The sequence below is a fragment of the Kribbella sp. NBC_00482 genome, from assembly GCF_036013725.1.
Lineage (GTDB): Bacteria > Actinomycetota > Actinomycetes > Propionibacteriales > Kribbellaceae > Kribbella.
This window is the reverse complement of sequence record NZ_CP107881.1, coordinates 797,033-811,119: the sequence shown is the minus strand read 5'-3', so window position 1 is coordinate 811,119 and position 14,087 is coordinate 797,033. Positions and strand designations below refer to the sequence as shown.

The 14,087-nt window shown below is 69.4% G+C and carries 15 protein-coding genes; 10 read left to right on the top strand and 5 right to left on the bottom strand.

The features are described 5' to 3' along the window. Window positions 1-68: 68 nt before the first annotated feature. On the top strand, window positions 69-446 hold the full coding sequence (locus OHB24_RS04110) for a YciI family protein (RefSeq protein WP_327637592.1): 378 nt from the start codon (window positions 69-71) through the stop codon (window positions 444-446). Between the two features lie 36 nt (window positions 447-482). Further along, window positions 483-1,286: an alpha/beta fold hydrolase gene (locus tag OHB24_RS04105; protein ID WP_327637591.1), complete on the top strand. Its 804-nt coding sequence runs from the start codon at window positions 483-485 to the stop codon at window positions 1,284-1,286. On the opposite strand, the gene OHB24_RS04100 is transcribed toward OHB24_RS04105, so the two are convergent. Beyond that, the gene (locus OHB24_RS04100) at window positions 1,276-1,635 is read right to left on the bottom strand and encodes a winged helix-turn-helix transcriptional regulator (protein WP_327637590.1); all 360 of its coding nucleotides are present in this window, start codon (window positions 1,633-1,635) and stop codon (window positions 1,276-1,278) included. The two genes, OHB24_RS04105 and OHB24_RS04100, sit on opposite strands and share 11 nt — an antisense overlap. 71 nt (window positions 1,636-1,706) lie before the next feature. Between OHB24_RS04100 and OHB24_RS04095 the strand changes: the two genes are divergently transcribed. Continuing rightward, window positions 1,707-2,651 carry an NADP-dependent oxidoreductase gene (locus tag OHB24_RS04095; protein ID WP_327637589.1) on the top strand — a complete coding sequence of 315 codons (945 nt, stop codon included), beginning with the start codon at window positions 1,707-1,709 and terminating at the stop codon, window positions 2,649-2,651. Window positions 2,652-2,863: 212 nt separating this feature from the next. Then, the gene (locus tag OHB24_RS04090) at window positions 2,864-3,490 is read left to right on the top strand and encodes a superoxide dismutase (RefSeq protein ID WP_327637588.1); all 627 of its coding nucleotides are present in this window, start codon (window positions 2,864-2,866) and stop codon (window positions 3,488-3,490) included. Window positions 3,491-3,547: 57 nt separating this feature from the next. Here the strand turns inward: OHB24_RS04090 and OHB24_RS04085 are convergent, their stop codons facing one another. Further along, on the bottom strand, window positions 3,548-4,330 hold the full coding sequence (locus OHB24_RS04085; protein WP_327637587.1) for an alpha/beta fold hydrolase: 783 nt from the start codon (window positions 4,328-4,330) through the stop codon (window positions 3,548-3,550). Between the two features lie 155 nt (window positions 4,331-4,485). On the opposite strand from OHB24_RS04085, the gene OHB24_RS04080 reads away from it, so the two are divergent. Together OHB24_RS04080 and OHB24_RS04075 are read left to right on the top strand one after the other, a co-directional pair. After that, the gene (locus OHB24_RS04080; protein ID WP_327637586.1) at window positions 4,486-4,932 is read left to right on the top strand and encodes a phage holin family protein; all 447 of its coding nucleotides are present in this window, start codon (window positions 4,486-4,488) and stop codon (window positions 4,930-4,932) included. Next, window positions 4,929-5,267: a DUF3618 domain-containing protein gene (locus tag OHB24_RS04075; protein WP_327637585.1), complete on the top strand. Its 339-nt coding sequence runs from the start codon at window positions 4,929-4,931 to the stop codon at window positions 5,265-5,267. The genes OHB24_RS04080 and OHB24_RS04075 overlap by 4 nt, the downstream gene beginning before the upstream one ends. An 8-nt stretch (window positions 5,268-5,275) precedes the next feature. Here the strand turns inward: OHB24_RS04075 and OHB24_RS04070 are convergent, their stop codons facing one another. From OHB24_RS04070 to OHB24_RS04060, 3 genes are all read right to left on the bottom strand, one after another. Next, complete coding sequence (locus OHB24_RS04070; protein WP_327637584.1) at window positions 5,276-6,532, bottom strand: RNA polymerase sigma factor; 1,257 nt, start codon at window positions 6,530-6,532, stop codon at window positions 5,276-5,278. Beyond that, window positions 6,529-7,530 (bottom strand): class I SAM-dependent methyltransferase, encoded by a 1,002-nt coding sequence (locus OHB24_RS04065; protein WP_327637583.1) that lies wholly within the window; start codon window positions 7,528-7,530, stop codon window positions 6,529-6,531. Before OHB24_RS04065 ends, OHB24_RS04070 begins: the two co-directional genes overlap by 4 nt. Window positions 7,531-7,646: 116 nt before the next feature. Then, window positions 7,647-8,540, bottom strand: a complete 894-nt coding sequence (locus OHB24_RS04060; RefSeq protein ID WP_327637582.1) for a TIGR03564 family F420-dependent LLM class oxidoreductase — start codon at window positions 8,538-8,540, stop codon at window positions 7,647-7,649. 88 nt (window positions 8,541-8,628) lie between these two features. On the opposite strand from OHB24_RS04060, the gene OHB24_RS04055 reads away from it, so the two are divergent. From OHB24_RS04055 to OHB24_RS04040, 4 genes are read left to right on the top strand one after another with little or no spacing between them, the layout of a single operon-like run. After that, entirely contained in the window at window positions 8,629-9,162 is a 534-nt protein-coding gene (locus OHB24_RS04055) for a TetR/AcrR family transcriptional regulator (RefSeq protein WP_327637581.1), read from the top strand. 55 nt (window positions 9,163-9,217) lie between these two features. Next, complete coding sequence (locus OHB24_RS04050) at window positions 9,218-12,205, top strand: glycine--tRNA ligase (RefSeq protein ID WP_327641012.1); 2,988 nt, start codon at window positions 9,218-9,220, stop codon at window positions 12,203-12,205. After that, the gene (locus OHB24_RS04045; protein WP_327637580.1) at window positions 12,205-13,173 is read left to right on the top strand and encodes a pyridoxal-phosphate dependent enzyme; all 969 of its coding nucleotides are present in this window, start codon (window positions 12,205-12,207) and stop codon (window positions 13,171-13,173) included. The genes OHB24_RS04050 and OHB24_RS04045 overlap by 1 nt, the downstream gene beginning before the upstream one ends. Continuing rightward, complete coding sequence (locus OHB24_RS04040; RefSeq protein WP_327637579.1) at window positions 13,166-14,074, top strand: ribonuclease Z; 909 nt, start codon at window positions 13,166-13,168, stop codon at window positions 14,072-14,074. The genes OHB24_RS04045 and OHB24_RS04040 overlap by 8 nt, the downstream gene beginning before the upstream one ends. Window positions 14,075-14,087 lie beyond the last annotated feature (13 nt).

Genomic DNA, 14,087 nt, shown 5'->3' with positions numbered 1-14,087 from the left:
TCGATCTGGTGATCGCCCGCTCGACGTGAGAGTAAGTGATCGACCGACACGACGAGGGAGCATCCGCGATGCGCTACATGATCATCAACAAGGCCGACGCCGACAGTGAGGCCGGGAACTTTCCGCCGCAGGAGGTGGCCGAAGGTGTCGGCCGGGTCGTCGAGGACCTGTCGAAGGCCGGCGTACTGCTGTTCGCCGAAGGCGTGCACCGCAGTTCGCTCGGCGCGCGGGTGAAGGTCGACGCGGGCAAGCGCACCGTCACCGACGGCCCGTTCGCCGAGACCAAGGAGCTGATCGGCGGCGTGATCGTCGTCGAGGTCCGCAGCCGCGAGGAGGCGATCGAGTGGGCCGCCCGGCTGGCCGAGGCGCTCGGCTCCGAGGTCGAGGTACGCCGGGTGGTCGAGGAAGCCGACTTCGCACCGGATTCCGAGGTCTCCGCCGGCTGACTGTCCATAGTCGGCAATCCCGTTCGTGGTACCCCCATGAACAACACACTGAAGGTTTCCGACGCAGAGCTGTACTACGAGGTGCGCGGATCAGGACCGTTGCTGGTCCTGGTCGGCGCCCCGATGGACGCGGACGCGTTCGCGCCCCTTGCCGACCTGCTGGCACCCGACTACACCGTCCTGACCCTCGACCCGCGCGGGGTCAAGCGGAGCAAACTCGACCCGGGCGGTACGTCGCGACCCGAGCAGCGAGCCGACGACCTGGCCGCGCTGATCCGGCACGTCGACGCCGGGCCGGCCGTCGTACTCGGCTCCAGCGGGGGAGCGGTCAGCGCGCTCGCGCTGGCGCAGTACCACCCGGACGTCGTCCGGACCGTCATCGCGCACGAGGCACCGCTCGACCAGCTCCTGCCCGACGCGGACGAGGTGCTCGCGAAGTCGGAGAAGCTGATGGCCGACTATCTCGCCGGTGACGCGACCGGCGCCTGGAAGCAGTTCTTCGCGCTCGCGAACATCCACCTGCCCGACGAGGTCGTCGAGATGATGTTCGGCGGCGAGCGGGACCCCGAGCAGGAGGCGACGGAGCGGTTCTGGTTCGGCCACGAGATGCGCGAGTCCATCACCTGGCTCCCGGACGTCGACAAGCTGCGCACCGCCGACATCCTGATCGGAATCGGCGAGGAATCCACCGGTCAACTCTGCGACCGCACTTCCACCGCCCTCGCCGACCGCCTCGGCATCGAGCCGACCCGCTTCCCAGGCGACCACACCGGCTTCGTCGACAAGCCCGAGGCCTTCGCCGAAGCGTTGGTCGCGGAGCTCAGAGGGCTCAAGCGCTGACGTCGTCCAAGTGCGTCTCGACCCAGGTGCGTAGCGCGGCGATCGGCAGGGAGACGCTCCGGCCGAGGTCGGTCAGCGAGTACTCGACGTGGAGCGGGACCGCTGGGAAGATCTCGCGGTGCAGGAATCCGTTGTCCTCCAGCCGGCGGAGGGTCTGCGTGAGCACCTTCGGGCTGACTCCCTGGAGCCGGCGCTGCAGCTCACCGAACCGGAGTGGGCCGTCCTCCATCGCGCCGATCGCCAGGACGGCCCACTTGGTCGCGAGCAGGTCGAGCAGATCCCGGCACGGGCACTGCGCGGCGTACACGTCGTGCTTGTCATGTATCCCGGTCGCGCAGGTGGTCGCCATGCCTCGTACTTCCCTTTAGGTAGTAGTGGTCCTTGCGGGATACTACCGCCCCAGAGATAGCTTCTCGACCCATGAGAGCCATCAGTCAAGACACGTACGGCGGACCCGACGTACTCCGCCTGATCGAAACCGACCGCCCCACGCCGCTGCCGACCGAGGTGCTGGTCCGGGTGCACGCGGCCGGCGTGAACCCGGTCGACGCCAAGACGCGCGCCGGCCAGGGGGTCGCCGGCATTCTGGGCCAGCCGCCGTTCATCCTCGGCTGGGACGTCTCCGGCGTCGTCGAGGAGGTAGGCCACGGCGTACACACCCTCGCGGTCGGCGACGAGGTCTACGGCATGCCGTGGTTCCCGCGCGCGGCGTCGGCGTACGCCGAATACGTCACCGCGCCCTCGCGGCACTTCGCTCGCAAGCCCGTCAACCTCAGCCACGTCGAGGCGGCCGCGGTTCCGCTGGCCGGACTGACGGCGTACCAGATCCTCACCGCGCTGGCCCGCATACAGAAGGACCAGCGCGTGCTGATCCACGCGGCAGCGGGCGGGGTCGGTCACCTGGCCGTGCAATTCGCCAAGCACCTCGGCGCGTACGTCGTCGGTACGGCGAGCGTCGGCAAGCACGAATGGTTGCGCGGACTTGGCGCGGACGAGGTGATCGACTATCACCGTGCGGAGGTCGCCGAGGCGACCGGGGACATCGACGTCGTCGTCGACCTGATCGGCAGTGAGAGCACGCAGCGGCAGTCGGTCGCCGTGACCCGGTCGGGTGGACTCGTGGTCGCCGTACCGTCGGGGACGTCGCCGGAGCTGCTCGAGCTGGCCGCGAAGTCCGGTGTCCGGGCCGCGCCGTACCTGGTCGAACCAGACGGGCCGGCGCTCGGCGAGATCGCGGCGCTGATCGAGAGCGGCGCGGTGCGGATCGAGGTCGAGGACGTGTTTCCGCTGGCTGCGGCGGCCGAGGCGCACCGGCGGATGGAGAGCGGCCGGACCCGCGGGAAGCTGGTCCTCGAGGTCAGGTGAGACGCCGCCGTTGATCGTCAGGTGGAGTATGTGAAGCTGGGGGTGTCCGGTGCGTGCGCTGGGGTGTGAAAAGCGATCGCGCCGGGCACCGGTCTGCCGCGTTCGCCAGCGTGGCGTCTTGACCTCAACCGTGGTTGAAGTTTCAAGCTGGTGTCGCTGCCACAGGACATCGGAGATATCGGCCCTCGCGGGGCCCTGACGAAGGAGCAGAGTTGACCACGTACACGCTTCCCGACCTCCCCTACGACTACAGCGCCCTCGCGCCGAGCATCGCGGGCGAGATCATGGAGCTGCACCACGACAAGCACCACGCGACCTACGTGAAGGGTCTGAACGACACCCTGGACAAGCTGGCCGAGGCCCGCGACAAGGGTGACTTCGGCGGGATCGTCGGGCTGGAGAAGACGCTCGCCTTCAACCTCGGTGGGCACGTGAACCACTCGATCTTCTGGAAGAACCTGTCGCCGGACGGCGGCGACAAGCCGGACGGCGAGCTGGGTTCGGCGATCGACGAGTTCTTCGGCTCGTTCGACTCGTTCCAGGCCAACTTCACCGCGAGCGCGACCACGATCCAGGGGTCCGGCTGGGCGATCCTCGGGTGGGACGCCCTCGGCAGCCAGCTGCTGATCCACCAGCTCTACGACCAGCAGGGCAACCTGCCGGCCGGCCAGACCCCGATCGCGATGCTGGACATGTGGGAGCACGCGTTCTACCTGCAGTACAAGAACGTGAAGCCCGACTACGTCAAGGCGTGGTGGAACGTCGTGAACTGGGCCGACGCCCAGGCGCGCTTCGACGCCGCTCGCGCCGGCGCCGGCGCCCTGATCACCGGCGCCTGATCCACCCCGAAGTACGACGAAGGGCGTCCGGCTCCGGCCGGACGCCCTTCGCGGCTTTCAGGCACAGAAGCCGGCGATCACGGGCGCGATCGCCGCGGCCTTGATCATGTGGTTCTGACCCGGTACCTCGGTGTGTCCGGCGCCCGGTACCGCCGCCGCGAGCGCCCGCGTCGAGGACTTCATCCACCCGGGGCTCTTCCCGCCGTTCACCACCAGCACCGGCTGCTCGATCGGCGCCCACTGCTCGGTGTCCATCGGGTCGCCGAAGCAGTTCCTGCCGAGCACCTGCGCGTCGTACGGCAGTGTGTGCGCGATCGCCTTCATCGGTTTCCAGGCCGGCATCAGCTTCATCATCGTGACGAAGATCCCGGGCAGCCCGATCCCCTTGGTGAAGAAGTACTTGATCGCGTCGCCCGGCTCGAGCGCCTGCAGGTCGGCGACCCAGTTCCGCGGGATCTGCTTGCGGCTGTCGTCCACGACGTACGGCGGCTCGAACGCGACCAGCTTCTCGATCGGCACCCCGGCTGCCGCCGCCCGCAGCGACAGTGCCGCGCCGGACGACGAGCCGTAGACGTACGCCGACCCGCCGGCCGCCTCGATCACCGCGGCCAGGTCCTCGATCTCCCGCTCGACCGCGTAGTCGCCCGCGTCGCCGGAGTCGCCCCGCCCGCGCCGGTCGTAGTTGTAGACGGTGAAGCGGTCCGCGAGCGCCTCGGCGACGTCGGGCATCGGGCCCTGTGCGCGGGAACAGAGCGCGCCGTCGACGAGAACGAGCGCCGGCCCGTCCCCGCGCCGGTCATAGCCGATGGTGGTGCCGTCCTTCGATACGACGGTGTTCATAGTGGATTCCTCCTGGTGGGTGACGATCTCACCACTGCGTCGAACGGCGGCCGACCACTCGACATCGTGTGACGCAGATCACATCCGTCCTGACTCGTCGCGTGGTTGTCGGCCCGTCTGGGTACCGGACGGGCAACCGAGCACGGGAGGCGGTCATGACGACACGTCCGGAGATGGTCCGGCGTGAGGCTGGACTGAACGGTCAGAACGCGAACATCGGTGGCCTCGTGAGTCAGGTGACCACCGACCTCAGTCAGTTGGTACGTGACGAGGTGCAACTCGCCAAGGCCGAGCTGAAGGAGAAGGGTAAGGAGGCCGGCGTCGGCGCCGGGTTGTTCGGCGGGGCCGGAGCGCTCGCGTTGTACGGCTTGGGCGTCCTCATCGCCGCGGCGATCCTCGGGCTCGCGACCGCGTTGCCGGCGTGGCTGTCGGCCCTGATCGTCGGCGCGGTCCTGTTCGCGATCGCGGCCGTCGCCGCTCTGCTCGGCAAACGGCACGTCACTCGTGCCACTCCGCCCGTTCCGCAACGTGCCGTCGACGGCGTGCACGAGGACCTGGAAGCGCTCAAGGGACACCAGCCGGAAGGGAAGAACATCGCATGACCACCACGAAGAACGCCGCACATCGCGAGCCGATGACGGACAGCGAGACGCTGCGCGAGGATCTCGACCACACCAGGCAGCACCTGGCCGACACCGTTCAGGAACTCACTCGCCGGCTGAATGTTCCGCACCGGATGAAGGAGACCGCGTCGAGCGCGGGCCATCGGATGTCGGGCGTTGCCGGACAGACGGGTCAGAAGATGAAGCAGGTACCTGGCGCGATGAAGGAACTGCCCGCGACGAGCAAGCGCCACCCGAAGGCCGCCGCCGCGGTCGGCGGAGCCGTGGTACTCGGTGCCGGCGCCATGGCCTGGTTCGCACGCCGGCACAAGTAGACAGCCGGTCAGCAGGCGGCGGCGCGTTCCAGGAGAAGCTTGCGTTCGCGTTCGTTGCGGGTCAGCGCGGCGGCCTTCTCGAACTCGGCCCGGGCCTCGTCCAGGCGGCCGAGCTTGAACAGCAGGTCGCCGCGCACACTCGGCAGCAGGTGGTAGTCCTTCAGCGACGGGTCGTCCGCCAGCAGGTCGACCGCCGCCAGCCCCTGTTCCGGGCCGAACGCCATCGAGATCGCGACCGCCTGGTTCAGCTCGATGACCGGCGACGGGGTCACTTGCGCGAGGACGGCGTACAGACCGGCGATCCGGGCCCAGTCGGTGTCGTCGGGGTCGGCTGCGCGGGCGTGGCAGGCGGCGATCGCGGCCTGCAGGAGGTACGGGCCGGGCGGCTTCTCCAGCGCCCAGGCGCGTTCGATGCCTTCGAGGCCGCGGCGGATCAGTAGCCGGTCCCAGCGGCGGCGGTCCTGGTCGAGGAGCAGCACCGGCTCGCCGTCGCTCCCGACGCGTGCGTTCGCACGGGACGACTGCAGTTCCATCAACGCCAGCAGGCCGAGTACTTCGGGCTCCGTCGGCATCAGCTCCACGATCAGCCGGCCCAGGCGCATCGCCTCGTTGCACAGGGCCGGCCGCATCCAGTCGTCGCCGGCGGTCGCGGAGTACCCCTCGTTGTAGATCAGATAGACGACCTCGAGCACCGCCGACGTCCGCTCCAGGAGCTCCGGCCCGGACGGCACCTCGAACTCGACGCCGGCCTTGGCCAAATTGCGCTTGGCGCGGACGATGCGCTGCGCGATCGTCGCCTCCGGGGCGAGGAACGCGCGCGCGATCTCGTCGGTCTTCAGGCCGCCGAGCAGCTTGAGCGTCAGCGTCACCCGGGCGTCCATGGTGAGCACCGGGTGACATGCGGTGAACACCAGCCGGAGCAGGTCGTCCTCGATGTGGTCCTCGAGGATGGCCTCGACGTCGTCCTCGACGCTGTCGCCGTCGATCTCCAGCTCGTGGCCCATCTCGGCCAGCTTGCGCTGGTACGTGTCCTTGCGCCGGATCAGGTCGATCGCCCGCCGCTTGGCGATCGCCATCAGCCACGCGCCGGGATTGTTCGGTACGCCGGACTCGGGCCACTGCTCCAGCGCGGCCACCAGCGCGTCCTGCGCCAGCTCCTCCGCGAGTCCGACGTCCCGCACGATCCGTGCGACGCCCGCGATGATCCGCGCCGACTCGATCCTCCAGACCGCGTCGACCGCCCCGCCCGCATCCGTAACCGTCACCCGCCGATAGTAGACACGAATGCCGTGGACCGCAGTCGCCATAACGAGGTCGTCTGGCCCTCCCGAGCCCGACGGTGCCGGGGTACGGCGTCGGCGCGCCCGGTGACCTGCAGTCCGCCGGAACGGAACATCCTCAACAGCTCGCCCCGCTCACGGAGCCCCAGCCGCTCGGCCAGATCGGACAGGATCAACCACACCTCCCCACCCGGTTCGAGGTGCTCGCGGACGGTGTTCAGGAACGCGCGCAGCATCCGGCCGTCCTGGTCGTACACGGCCTGGTCGAGGACGGTCGCCGGTGCCGCGGGGATCCACGGCGGGTTGCAGACGATCAGATCCGCTCGCCCCGGCGGGAACAGATCGGTCTCGACGACCTTCGCGTTCACCTTCAGTCGTTGGAGGTTCTCGCGGGCGCACGCGATCGCTCGCGGATTGTTGTCTGTAGCAACTACCTGCCGAATGCCCCGTCTGGAAAGGATCGCGGCGAGTAGTCCGGTCCCGGTGCCGATGTCGAACGCCGTGGTTCCGGGTGGCAACGGGCAGTCGGCGACCAGGTCGGCGTACTCCGATCTGGTCGGGGCGAAGACGCTGTAGTGCGGGTGGATCCGGTCGCCGAGGGCCGGTACGTGGACGCCGCGGATCCGGAGTTGGTGCGCGCCGATGACGCCGAGCAGCTCCCGCAGCGGCACCCACCGCTCGCCGTCGGGTGGTCCGTACGCTTCGGCGCAAGCCTGCCGCACGTCGGGTGCTCGGCGCAGGCGGACCTGGTGGTTGATGATCGGGACCAGTAGCGAGTTCAGGACGCGGACGCGTTCCGTCTGGTGTCGGCGCTGATCGTGGAACGTACCGCCGCTCGGCACCGGAAGCCGGCGGCCGAGGGCGGCGAGGAGTTGTTTGGCGTTCTGGAAATCACCGTCCCAGTGAAGTGTCGAGCCGCGTCTGATCAGGCGCAGCGCCCGATCCGCGGAGGTGGAGTCGTCGATCGTGATGACCTGGTGCAAGAGTCGTCCCTGCCGGTGCGAAGTGAAGATGGGCAGCACGGCTCACCCGAACGCCGGAGCGGCGCCGGGGAGCGGACGACGGAGCTAGAGAACTACCGCCGCATGTTTGGGCGAGGTCACCGCACCACTGTAGACAGGAACGCGGTCGTCCGGTCCTGCTCTTCCGCCGTACCGACCGGCGCGAGCATCAGGTCGGTCACCCCGGTGTCGCCGATCCGGTCGAGCTGCTTCGCGACCGAGTCCTCGTCGCCGACGATCAGTACGTCGGCCGGCCCGTCGACGCCTTCCCGGTCGAACATCGCGCGGTACTCGGGGACCTGCTTGGCCAGTGCGAATTCCTTGGCCAATCGTGGTCGTACGGCGTCCTCGGCGGACGTCAGACACACAGCAAGCCCTGCCACGATGCGCGGGGTGCGGCTGCCGGACGCTCGGGTGATCGACGGTACGACGTGGTTGGCGAGTGTCCGGGGTCCGGTCATCCAGGTGATCGTGCCGTCGGCGAGCTCGCCCGCGACCTTGAGCATCGCGGGTCCGAGCGCGGCGATGAGTACCGGGGGAGCCTCGACTCCGGGCAGGTCGATCGAGCCCGCCGCGGTGTAGTACTCGCCGTGGTGGTCGACCGGTTCGCCGCGGAGCAGCGGGCGCAGTACCTCCAGGTACTCGCGTAGTCGACGAGCCGGTCGGTCGGTGGGCAGGCCGTACATCGAGCTGACCATCCGCCCGATGCCCGCGCCGATGCCGAGGGTGAGCCGGTTGCCGACCGCCGCCTGCACGGTCAGCGCCTGCGCCGCGAGCACGAGAGGGTGCCGCTGCGGGAATGGCACCACCGCGGTGCCGAGCTCGATACCGGGAGCCGCCGGGCCGGCGACCGCCAGCGTCGTGAGGGCGTCCCAGCCCAAGCCGTGCGACACCCAGGCGGCGCCGACCCCGGCCGCCTCCTGGATCTGGCGGGTGATCTCGGTCAGCGGGGCCCGTCCACGGACGTCGCCGAACGCCATGCCAATGCGCATCTCAGTCTCCTCGACCTAAGCGGGGTGGTCCCCCGGTTATCTTCGGCTACGATATGGGGGACCACCCCACTTACGTCAAGGGAACCCGATGCGAGCCGATGCCCAGCGGAACCGGGACCGCCTGGTCGCGGTCGCGGCCGAGGTGGTTTCCGAGCAGGGCGCGGACGCGTCGCTGGAGGAGATCGCGCGCCGCGCCGGTGTCGGGTCGGCGACTCTGCACCGGCATTTCGGCGGCCGGATCAAGTTGCTGGAGGAGGTGTTCCGGAGCAGCGTCGACGAGGTCTGTGCGCAGGCGACGGAACTGCTCGACGAGCCGGATCCCCTGCAGGCGTTGACGAACTGGCTGCGCGCGATGGTCCGGCACGCGACCAGCAGCCGCGGTCTGGCGACGGCGCTCGTGATGAGCGGGGACTGCGGTTCGGACGCTCATGAGCGCCTGTTGACGGCCGGCAGGCAGTTGCTGGAGCGCGCCCAGAACAGTGGCGTCGTACCCGTGGAAGTCCGGATCGAGGACCTGCTGAAGCTGGTCAACGGCATCTCGCTGGCCAGTGCCGAGGACACCGCTCAGGCCGACCGTTTGCTCACGCTGGCAATCCGGGGGATAGCACCGCCGTCGGCCTAATAGACTTCGCAGCGGAAACCCCCCGAAAGATGGCTTGAGGTTTGCTGTGCTCACCATGCAGGACGCGCTGCTCGCGCTCACGAAGTACTGGACCGACCGGGGCTGCATGGTCGTGCAGCCGTTCAACACCGAGGTCGGTGCCGGAACGCTGAACCCCGCGACCATCCTGCGGGTGCTCGGTCCGGAGCCGTGGCGGGTGGCGTACGTCGAGCCGAGTGTGCGGCCGGACGACAGCCGCTACGGCGAGAACCCGAACCGGCTGCAGACCCACACCCAGTTCCAGGTGGTGCTCAAGCCGGACCCGGGCAACCCGCAGGAGCTGTTCCTGGACAGCCTGTCCGCGCTCGGGGTCGACATCGACGCGCACGACGTGCGGTTCGTCGAGGACAACTGGGCGAACCCGGCGACCGGTTCCTGGGGTCTGGGTTGGGAGGTCTGGCTGGACGGTCTGGAGATCACCCAGTTCACGTACTTCCAGCAGGCCGGCGGGATGACGCTGGATCCGGTGTCGGTGGAGATCACCTACGGCATCGAGCGGATCATGATGGCGTTGCAGGGCGTCTCGCACTTCAAGGACATCGCCTACGCGCCGGGCATCTCGTACGGCGAAGCGTTCGGCCAGGCGGAGTACGAGATGAGCCGGTACTACCTGGACGACGCGGACGTGGAGTCGCAGAAGCGTTTGTTCGAGGAGTACGCGAACGAGGCACGCCGGATGATCGACGACCGCCTCCCGGTGCCGGCGCACATCCAGGTACTGCGGTGCTCGCACACGTTCAACGTTCTCGACGCCCGCGGTGCCGTCAGTACGACGGAACGCGCCAAGGCCTTCGGCCGGATGCGGACCCTGGCCCGCGAGGTGTCGCGGCTGTGGGCCGAGCGCCGCGAGGAGTTGAAGCACCCGTTGGGTCTCGCCGAGCTGCCGCCGGCTGCGGAGGTGCCGACCGAGTTCCCGGCGATCACAGGCACCCGGCAGCTGACCTTCGAGATCGGCACCGAGGAGATGCCGCCGTCCGAGGTCACGAAGACCGCCGCGGCGGTGCAGGCCGCGCTGGAGGAGAAGCTGGCCGCGACGCGGCTCGAGCACGGCGCAATCACGACGTACGCGACCCCGCGCCGCGTGGTCGCCTTCGTCGCTTCCGTCCAGGCCGGTGAGCCGGATGCCGAGCGGGTGGTGCGTGGTCCGAAGAAGGCGGCCGCGTACGACGCCGACGGCAACCTGACCAAGGCCGCCGCCGGGTTCGCCCGCGGCCAGAAGGTGGAGCCGACCGAGCTGCACGATCTGGATGTCGACGGCGTCGAGTACGTCGCGGTGACCAAGCCGGACCCGGGTCGCGGTGCGGCCGAGGTGCTGAGCGGCGTACTGAGCGAGATCGTCGCAGGCCTGCGTTCGGACAAGAACATGCGGTGGAACGACGCCAAGCTGTCGTTCACCCGCCCGATCCGCTGGCTGGTCGCGCTGCTCGGCGACGAGATCGTCCCGGTCTCCGTCTCGAGCCTCGCGGCCGGACGGACGACGCGGGTGCACCGGACCGCCGCCCAGCCGAAGGTCGAGATCGCGTCGGCCGAGGGCTACCTGGACCTGCTCCGGATCCACGGCATCGAGGCCGACCCGGCCCGTCGGCGGGCGCAGATCGTCGAGGCGGCGGCGGAGCTGTCGAAGGGCGTCGGCGGCACGGTCGACGTCGAGGGCGAGTCCGCGCTGGTCGACCAGATCGTCAACCTGATCGAGGAGCCGACGCCGATCCTGGGCGGGTTCGCGGCCGACTACCTGGACCTGCCGAGCGAGATCCTCACGACCGTGATGCGCAAGCACCAGCGCTACCTGCCGGTGCGCGACGGCGACGGCAAACTGCTGCCGCACTTCGTTGCCGTGGCCAACGGTTCGGTCGATGAGGACCGGGTCCGGGCGGGCAACGAGGGTGTACTTCGGGCGCGCTACGAGGACGCCGCATTCTTCTGGCGGGCCGACCTCGAGACGCCGCTGGAGTCGATGAAGAGCGAGCTGGCGAAGCTGGCCTTCGAGGAGCGGCTCGGCTCGATGGCCGACCGCGCCGGCCGGATCGGGCGGATCGCTGCACAACTGGCGTCCACGGTCGATCTCGACGGCGACGATCTGACGACGTTGAAGCGTGCTGCCGAGCTGGCGAAGTTCGACCTGGGTTCGCAGATGGTGGTCGAGCTGACCAGCCTGGCCGGCACGATGGCTCGCGAGTACGCCAAGCGCGCCGGTGAGACCGAGGCCGTCGCACAGGCTCTGTTCGACATGGAGCTGCCGCGGTCGGCCGGTGACCCGGTCCCGTCGACGACCCCGGGCGCGCTGCTCGCGCTCGCCGACCGGTTCGACCTGCTGGCCGGCCTGTTCGGGATCGGCGCGAAGCCGACCGGAAGCTCCGACCCGTTCGCGCTGCGCCGGGCGGCTGCCGGTGTGGTCGCGATCCTGCGCGAGCACCCGGAACTGCGGGCGATCACGTTGCCGGTCGGGCTGAAGGCGGCCGCGGACGAGATCGGTGCGCAAGGCATCGACGTACCGGCGGACTCCCTCGACGAGGTCGCCGACTTCACCGTACGGCGGTACGAGCAGCAGCTGCTCGACCGTGGTGACGACCACCTCCAGGTCGCCGCGGTGTTGCCGTTGGCAACTGCTCCGGTGGTCGCGGACGAGACGCTGAAGACCCTGCAGGGCCTGGTCGGCAACGGCGACTTCGCCGACCTGGTCGCCGTACTGCAGCGGGTCCGCCGGATCGTTCCGGAAGGCACCGAGGCGGAGTACGACGCCGGCAAGCTCACCGAGCCTGCCGAGGTCGTGCTGCACGAGGCCGTCCAGAAGATCGGGCAGGCGCCGACCGGGCTCGGCGACTTCGTCTCCACCGCATCGGTCCTGGTCGAGCCGGTGAACGCGTTCTTCGACGAGATCCTCGTGATGGCGAAGGAGCCGGAGATCCGGGCCGCGCGGTTGGGGCTGCTGGCAACGATCAGCCAGCTCGCCGCACCGGTTCTCGACTGGCAGGCCCTCGGCACGAGCCTCAACGCTGCAGAGTGATGACGCCCGCAGAAGCTGCCGCACGGGCCGAGCGCGTCGCGCCGGCCCTGCGGGAGCACCTGCCGCCGACACCGTTCGTCCGGTACGGCGCGTTCAGCGAGCGCCTCGGCGCCGAGGTGCTCGTGAAGTGCGAGCACCAGCAACGCACGGGATCGTTCAAGGCCCGCGGCGCCCTGGCGAAGATCCTCACGCTGACCGAGGCGGAGCGTGCGGCGGGCGTGATCACGGCGTCCACCGGGAACCACGGGCTCGGCGTCGGCAACGCGCTCGCGACGCTCGGCGGTCATGGCATCGTCTACCTGCCCGAGAACGCCGCGCCGGGCAAGGTCGCGGCGCTCCGCCGGCTCGGGCTCGAACTACGGGCCGAGGGCAACGACACCGGCGTCCTCGAGATCAAGGCCCGGGCGTATGCCGCGGAGCACGGGTTGGCGTACGTCCCGCCGTACAACGACCCGGACATCATCGCCGGGCAAGGGACGGTCGGCGTGGAGATCGTCGAGCAGTTGGCCGGTGCGTCGCTCGATGCGGTCGTGGTGGCGGTCGGCGGTGGCGGCCTGATCAGCGGGGTCGCCGCGGTGCTCAAGAAGCACCTGCCCGGGATCCGCGTGTACGGCGCGCAACCGGCTGTCGACGACGCGATGGCGGCCTCGGTGCGGGCCGGGAAGATCGTGCAGGTCGACGCCGGGCAGACGTTGTCGGACGGTACGGCGGGCAGCGTCGAGCCGGGGAGCATCACCTTCGACCTGTGCCGTGAACTGGTCGACGACTGGGTGCTCGTCGAGGAGGACGCGATCCGGGACGCGCTCCGAACGGTGATCGACACCGAGCACCAGTTGATCGAAGGGTCGGCCGCGCTGGCGTTCGCGGCTGCGAGCGCACGACGTACCGAACTGTCCGGGAAGCGTGTCGCGGTCGTGTCCTGCGGCGGCAACATGTCGTCGTCCACGTTGGTGGCCGCGCTTGCGTGAGCTCGTCGTACTCGGGACCGGCAGTCAGGTGCCGTCCCGGGAACGTACGCAGAACGGGTACTTCCTGCGCTGGGACGACGAGGGGTTCCTGTTCGATCCGGGCGAGGGCACGCAGCGGCAGATGATCTACGCCGGGCTCGCGGCCCGGGCGATCACGCGGTTGTGCGTGACGCACTTCCACGGCGATCACTGTCTCGGGGTGCCGGGGGTGGTGCAGCGGTTGTCGCTGGACGACGTACCGCATCCCGTGCGGGCGCACTATCCGGCATCGGGGCAGACGTACTTCACGCGGTTGCGGTACGCCGCCTCGTTCTTCGAGCGGGCCGAACTGTTCGAAGAGCCGATCGAGGAGGACGGGCTGCTGTCCGTCGGGTCGTTCGGCCAGTTGTGGGCGCGACGCCTGGAGCACCCGATCGAGTCCTTCGGGTACCAGTTGATCGAGCCCGACGGACGCCGGATGCTCCCGGACAAGCTTGCGGCGTACGGCGTGACCGGGCCCGACGTCGGCCGGCTGCAACGAGCCGGATCGCTCGACCTCCGCGATCGCACCGTGCACGTGGACGACGTCAGCGAGCTGCGGCCGGGACAGCGGTTCGCGTTCATCATGGACACCCGCCTGTGTGAGAACGTTCTGCGCCTCGCCGACGGCGCCGACCTGCTCGTCATCGAGTCGACGTACCTGTCGTCCGAATCCGAACTGGCCCGCCGCTTCGGTCACCTGACCGCCCGTCAGGCCGCTCGGGTCGCGGCCGAATGTGGTGTCCGCAAGCTCGTCCTCACGCACTTCTCCCAGCGCTACCTGGAACCGGAACGCTTCCACGAAGAGGCGGCGGAGGAGTTCTCCGGCGAGATCGTGGTCGCCTCCGATCTCAGCCGGCTCTCAGTTCCGGCGCGCCGCTAGCCGAAGCGGTAGG

Coding starts and splice junctions, on each gene's coding strand:
- OHB24_RS04095 (WP_327637589.1), top strand. CDS start 1,707: ATGAGAGCCATCAGTCAAGACACGTACGGCGGACCCGACGTACTCCGC.
- OHB24_RS04050 (WP_327641012.1), top strand. CDS start 9,218: ATGCAGGACGCGCTGCTCGCGCTCACGAAGTACTGGACCGACCGGGGC.
- OHB24_RS04085 (WP_327637587.1), bottom strand. CDS start 4,330: ATGAACACCGTCGTATCGAAGGACGGCACCACCATCGGCTATGACCGG.
- OHB24_RS04100 (WP_327637590.1), bottom strand. CDS start 1,635: ATGGCGACCACCTGCGCGACCGGGATACATGACAAGCACGACGTGTAC.
- OHB24_RS04055 (WP_327637581.1), top strand. CDS start 8,629: ATGCGAGCCGATGCCCAGCGGAACCGGGACCGCCTGGTCGCGGTCGCG.
- OHB24_RS04105 (WP_327637591.1), top strand. CDS start 483: ATGAACAACACACTGAAGGTTTCCGACGCAGAGCTGTACTACGAGGTG.
- OHB24_RS04080 (WP_327637586.1), top strand. CDS start 4,486: ATGACGACACGTCCGGAGATGGTCCGGCGTGAGGCTGGACTGAACGGT.
- OHB24_RS04045 (WP_327637580.1), top strand. CDS start 12,205: ATGACGCCCGCAGAAGCTGCCGCACGGGCCGAGCGCGTCGCGCCGGCC.
- OHB24_RS04110 (WP_327637592.1), top strand. CDS start 69: ATGCGCTACATGATCATCAACAAGGCCGACGCCGACAGTGAGGCCGGG.
- OHB24_RS04075 (WP_327637585.1), top strand. CDS start 4,929: ATGACCACCACGAAGAACGCCGCACATCGCGAGCCGATGACGGACAGC.
- OHB24_RS04060 (WP_327637582.1), bottom strand. CDS start 8,540: ATGCGCATTGGCATGGCGTTCGGCGACGTCCGTGGACGGGCCCCGCTG.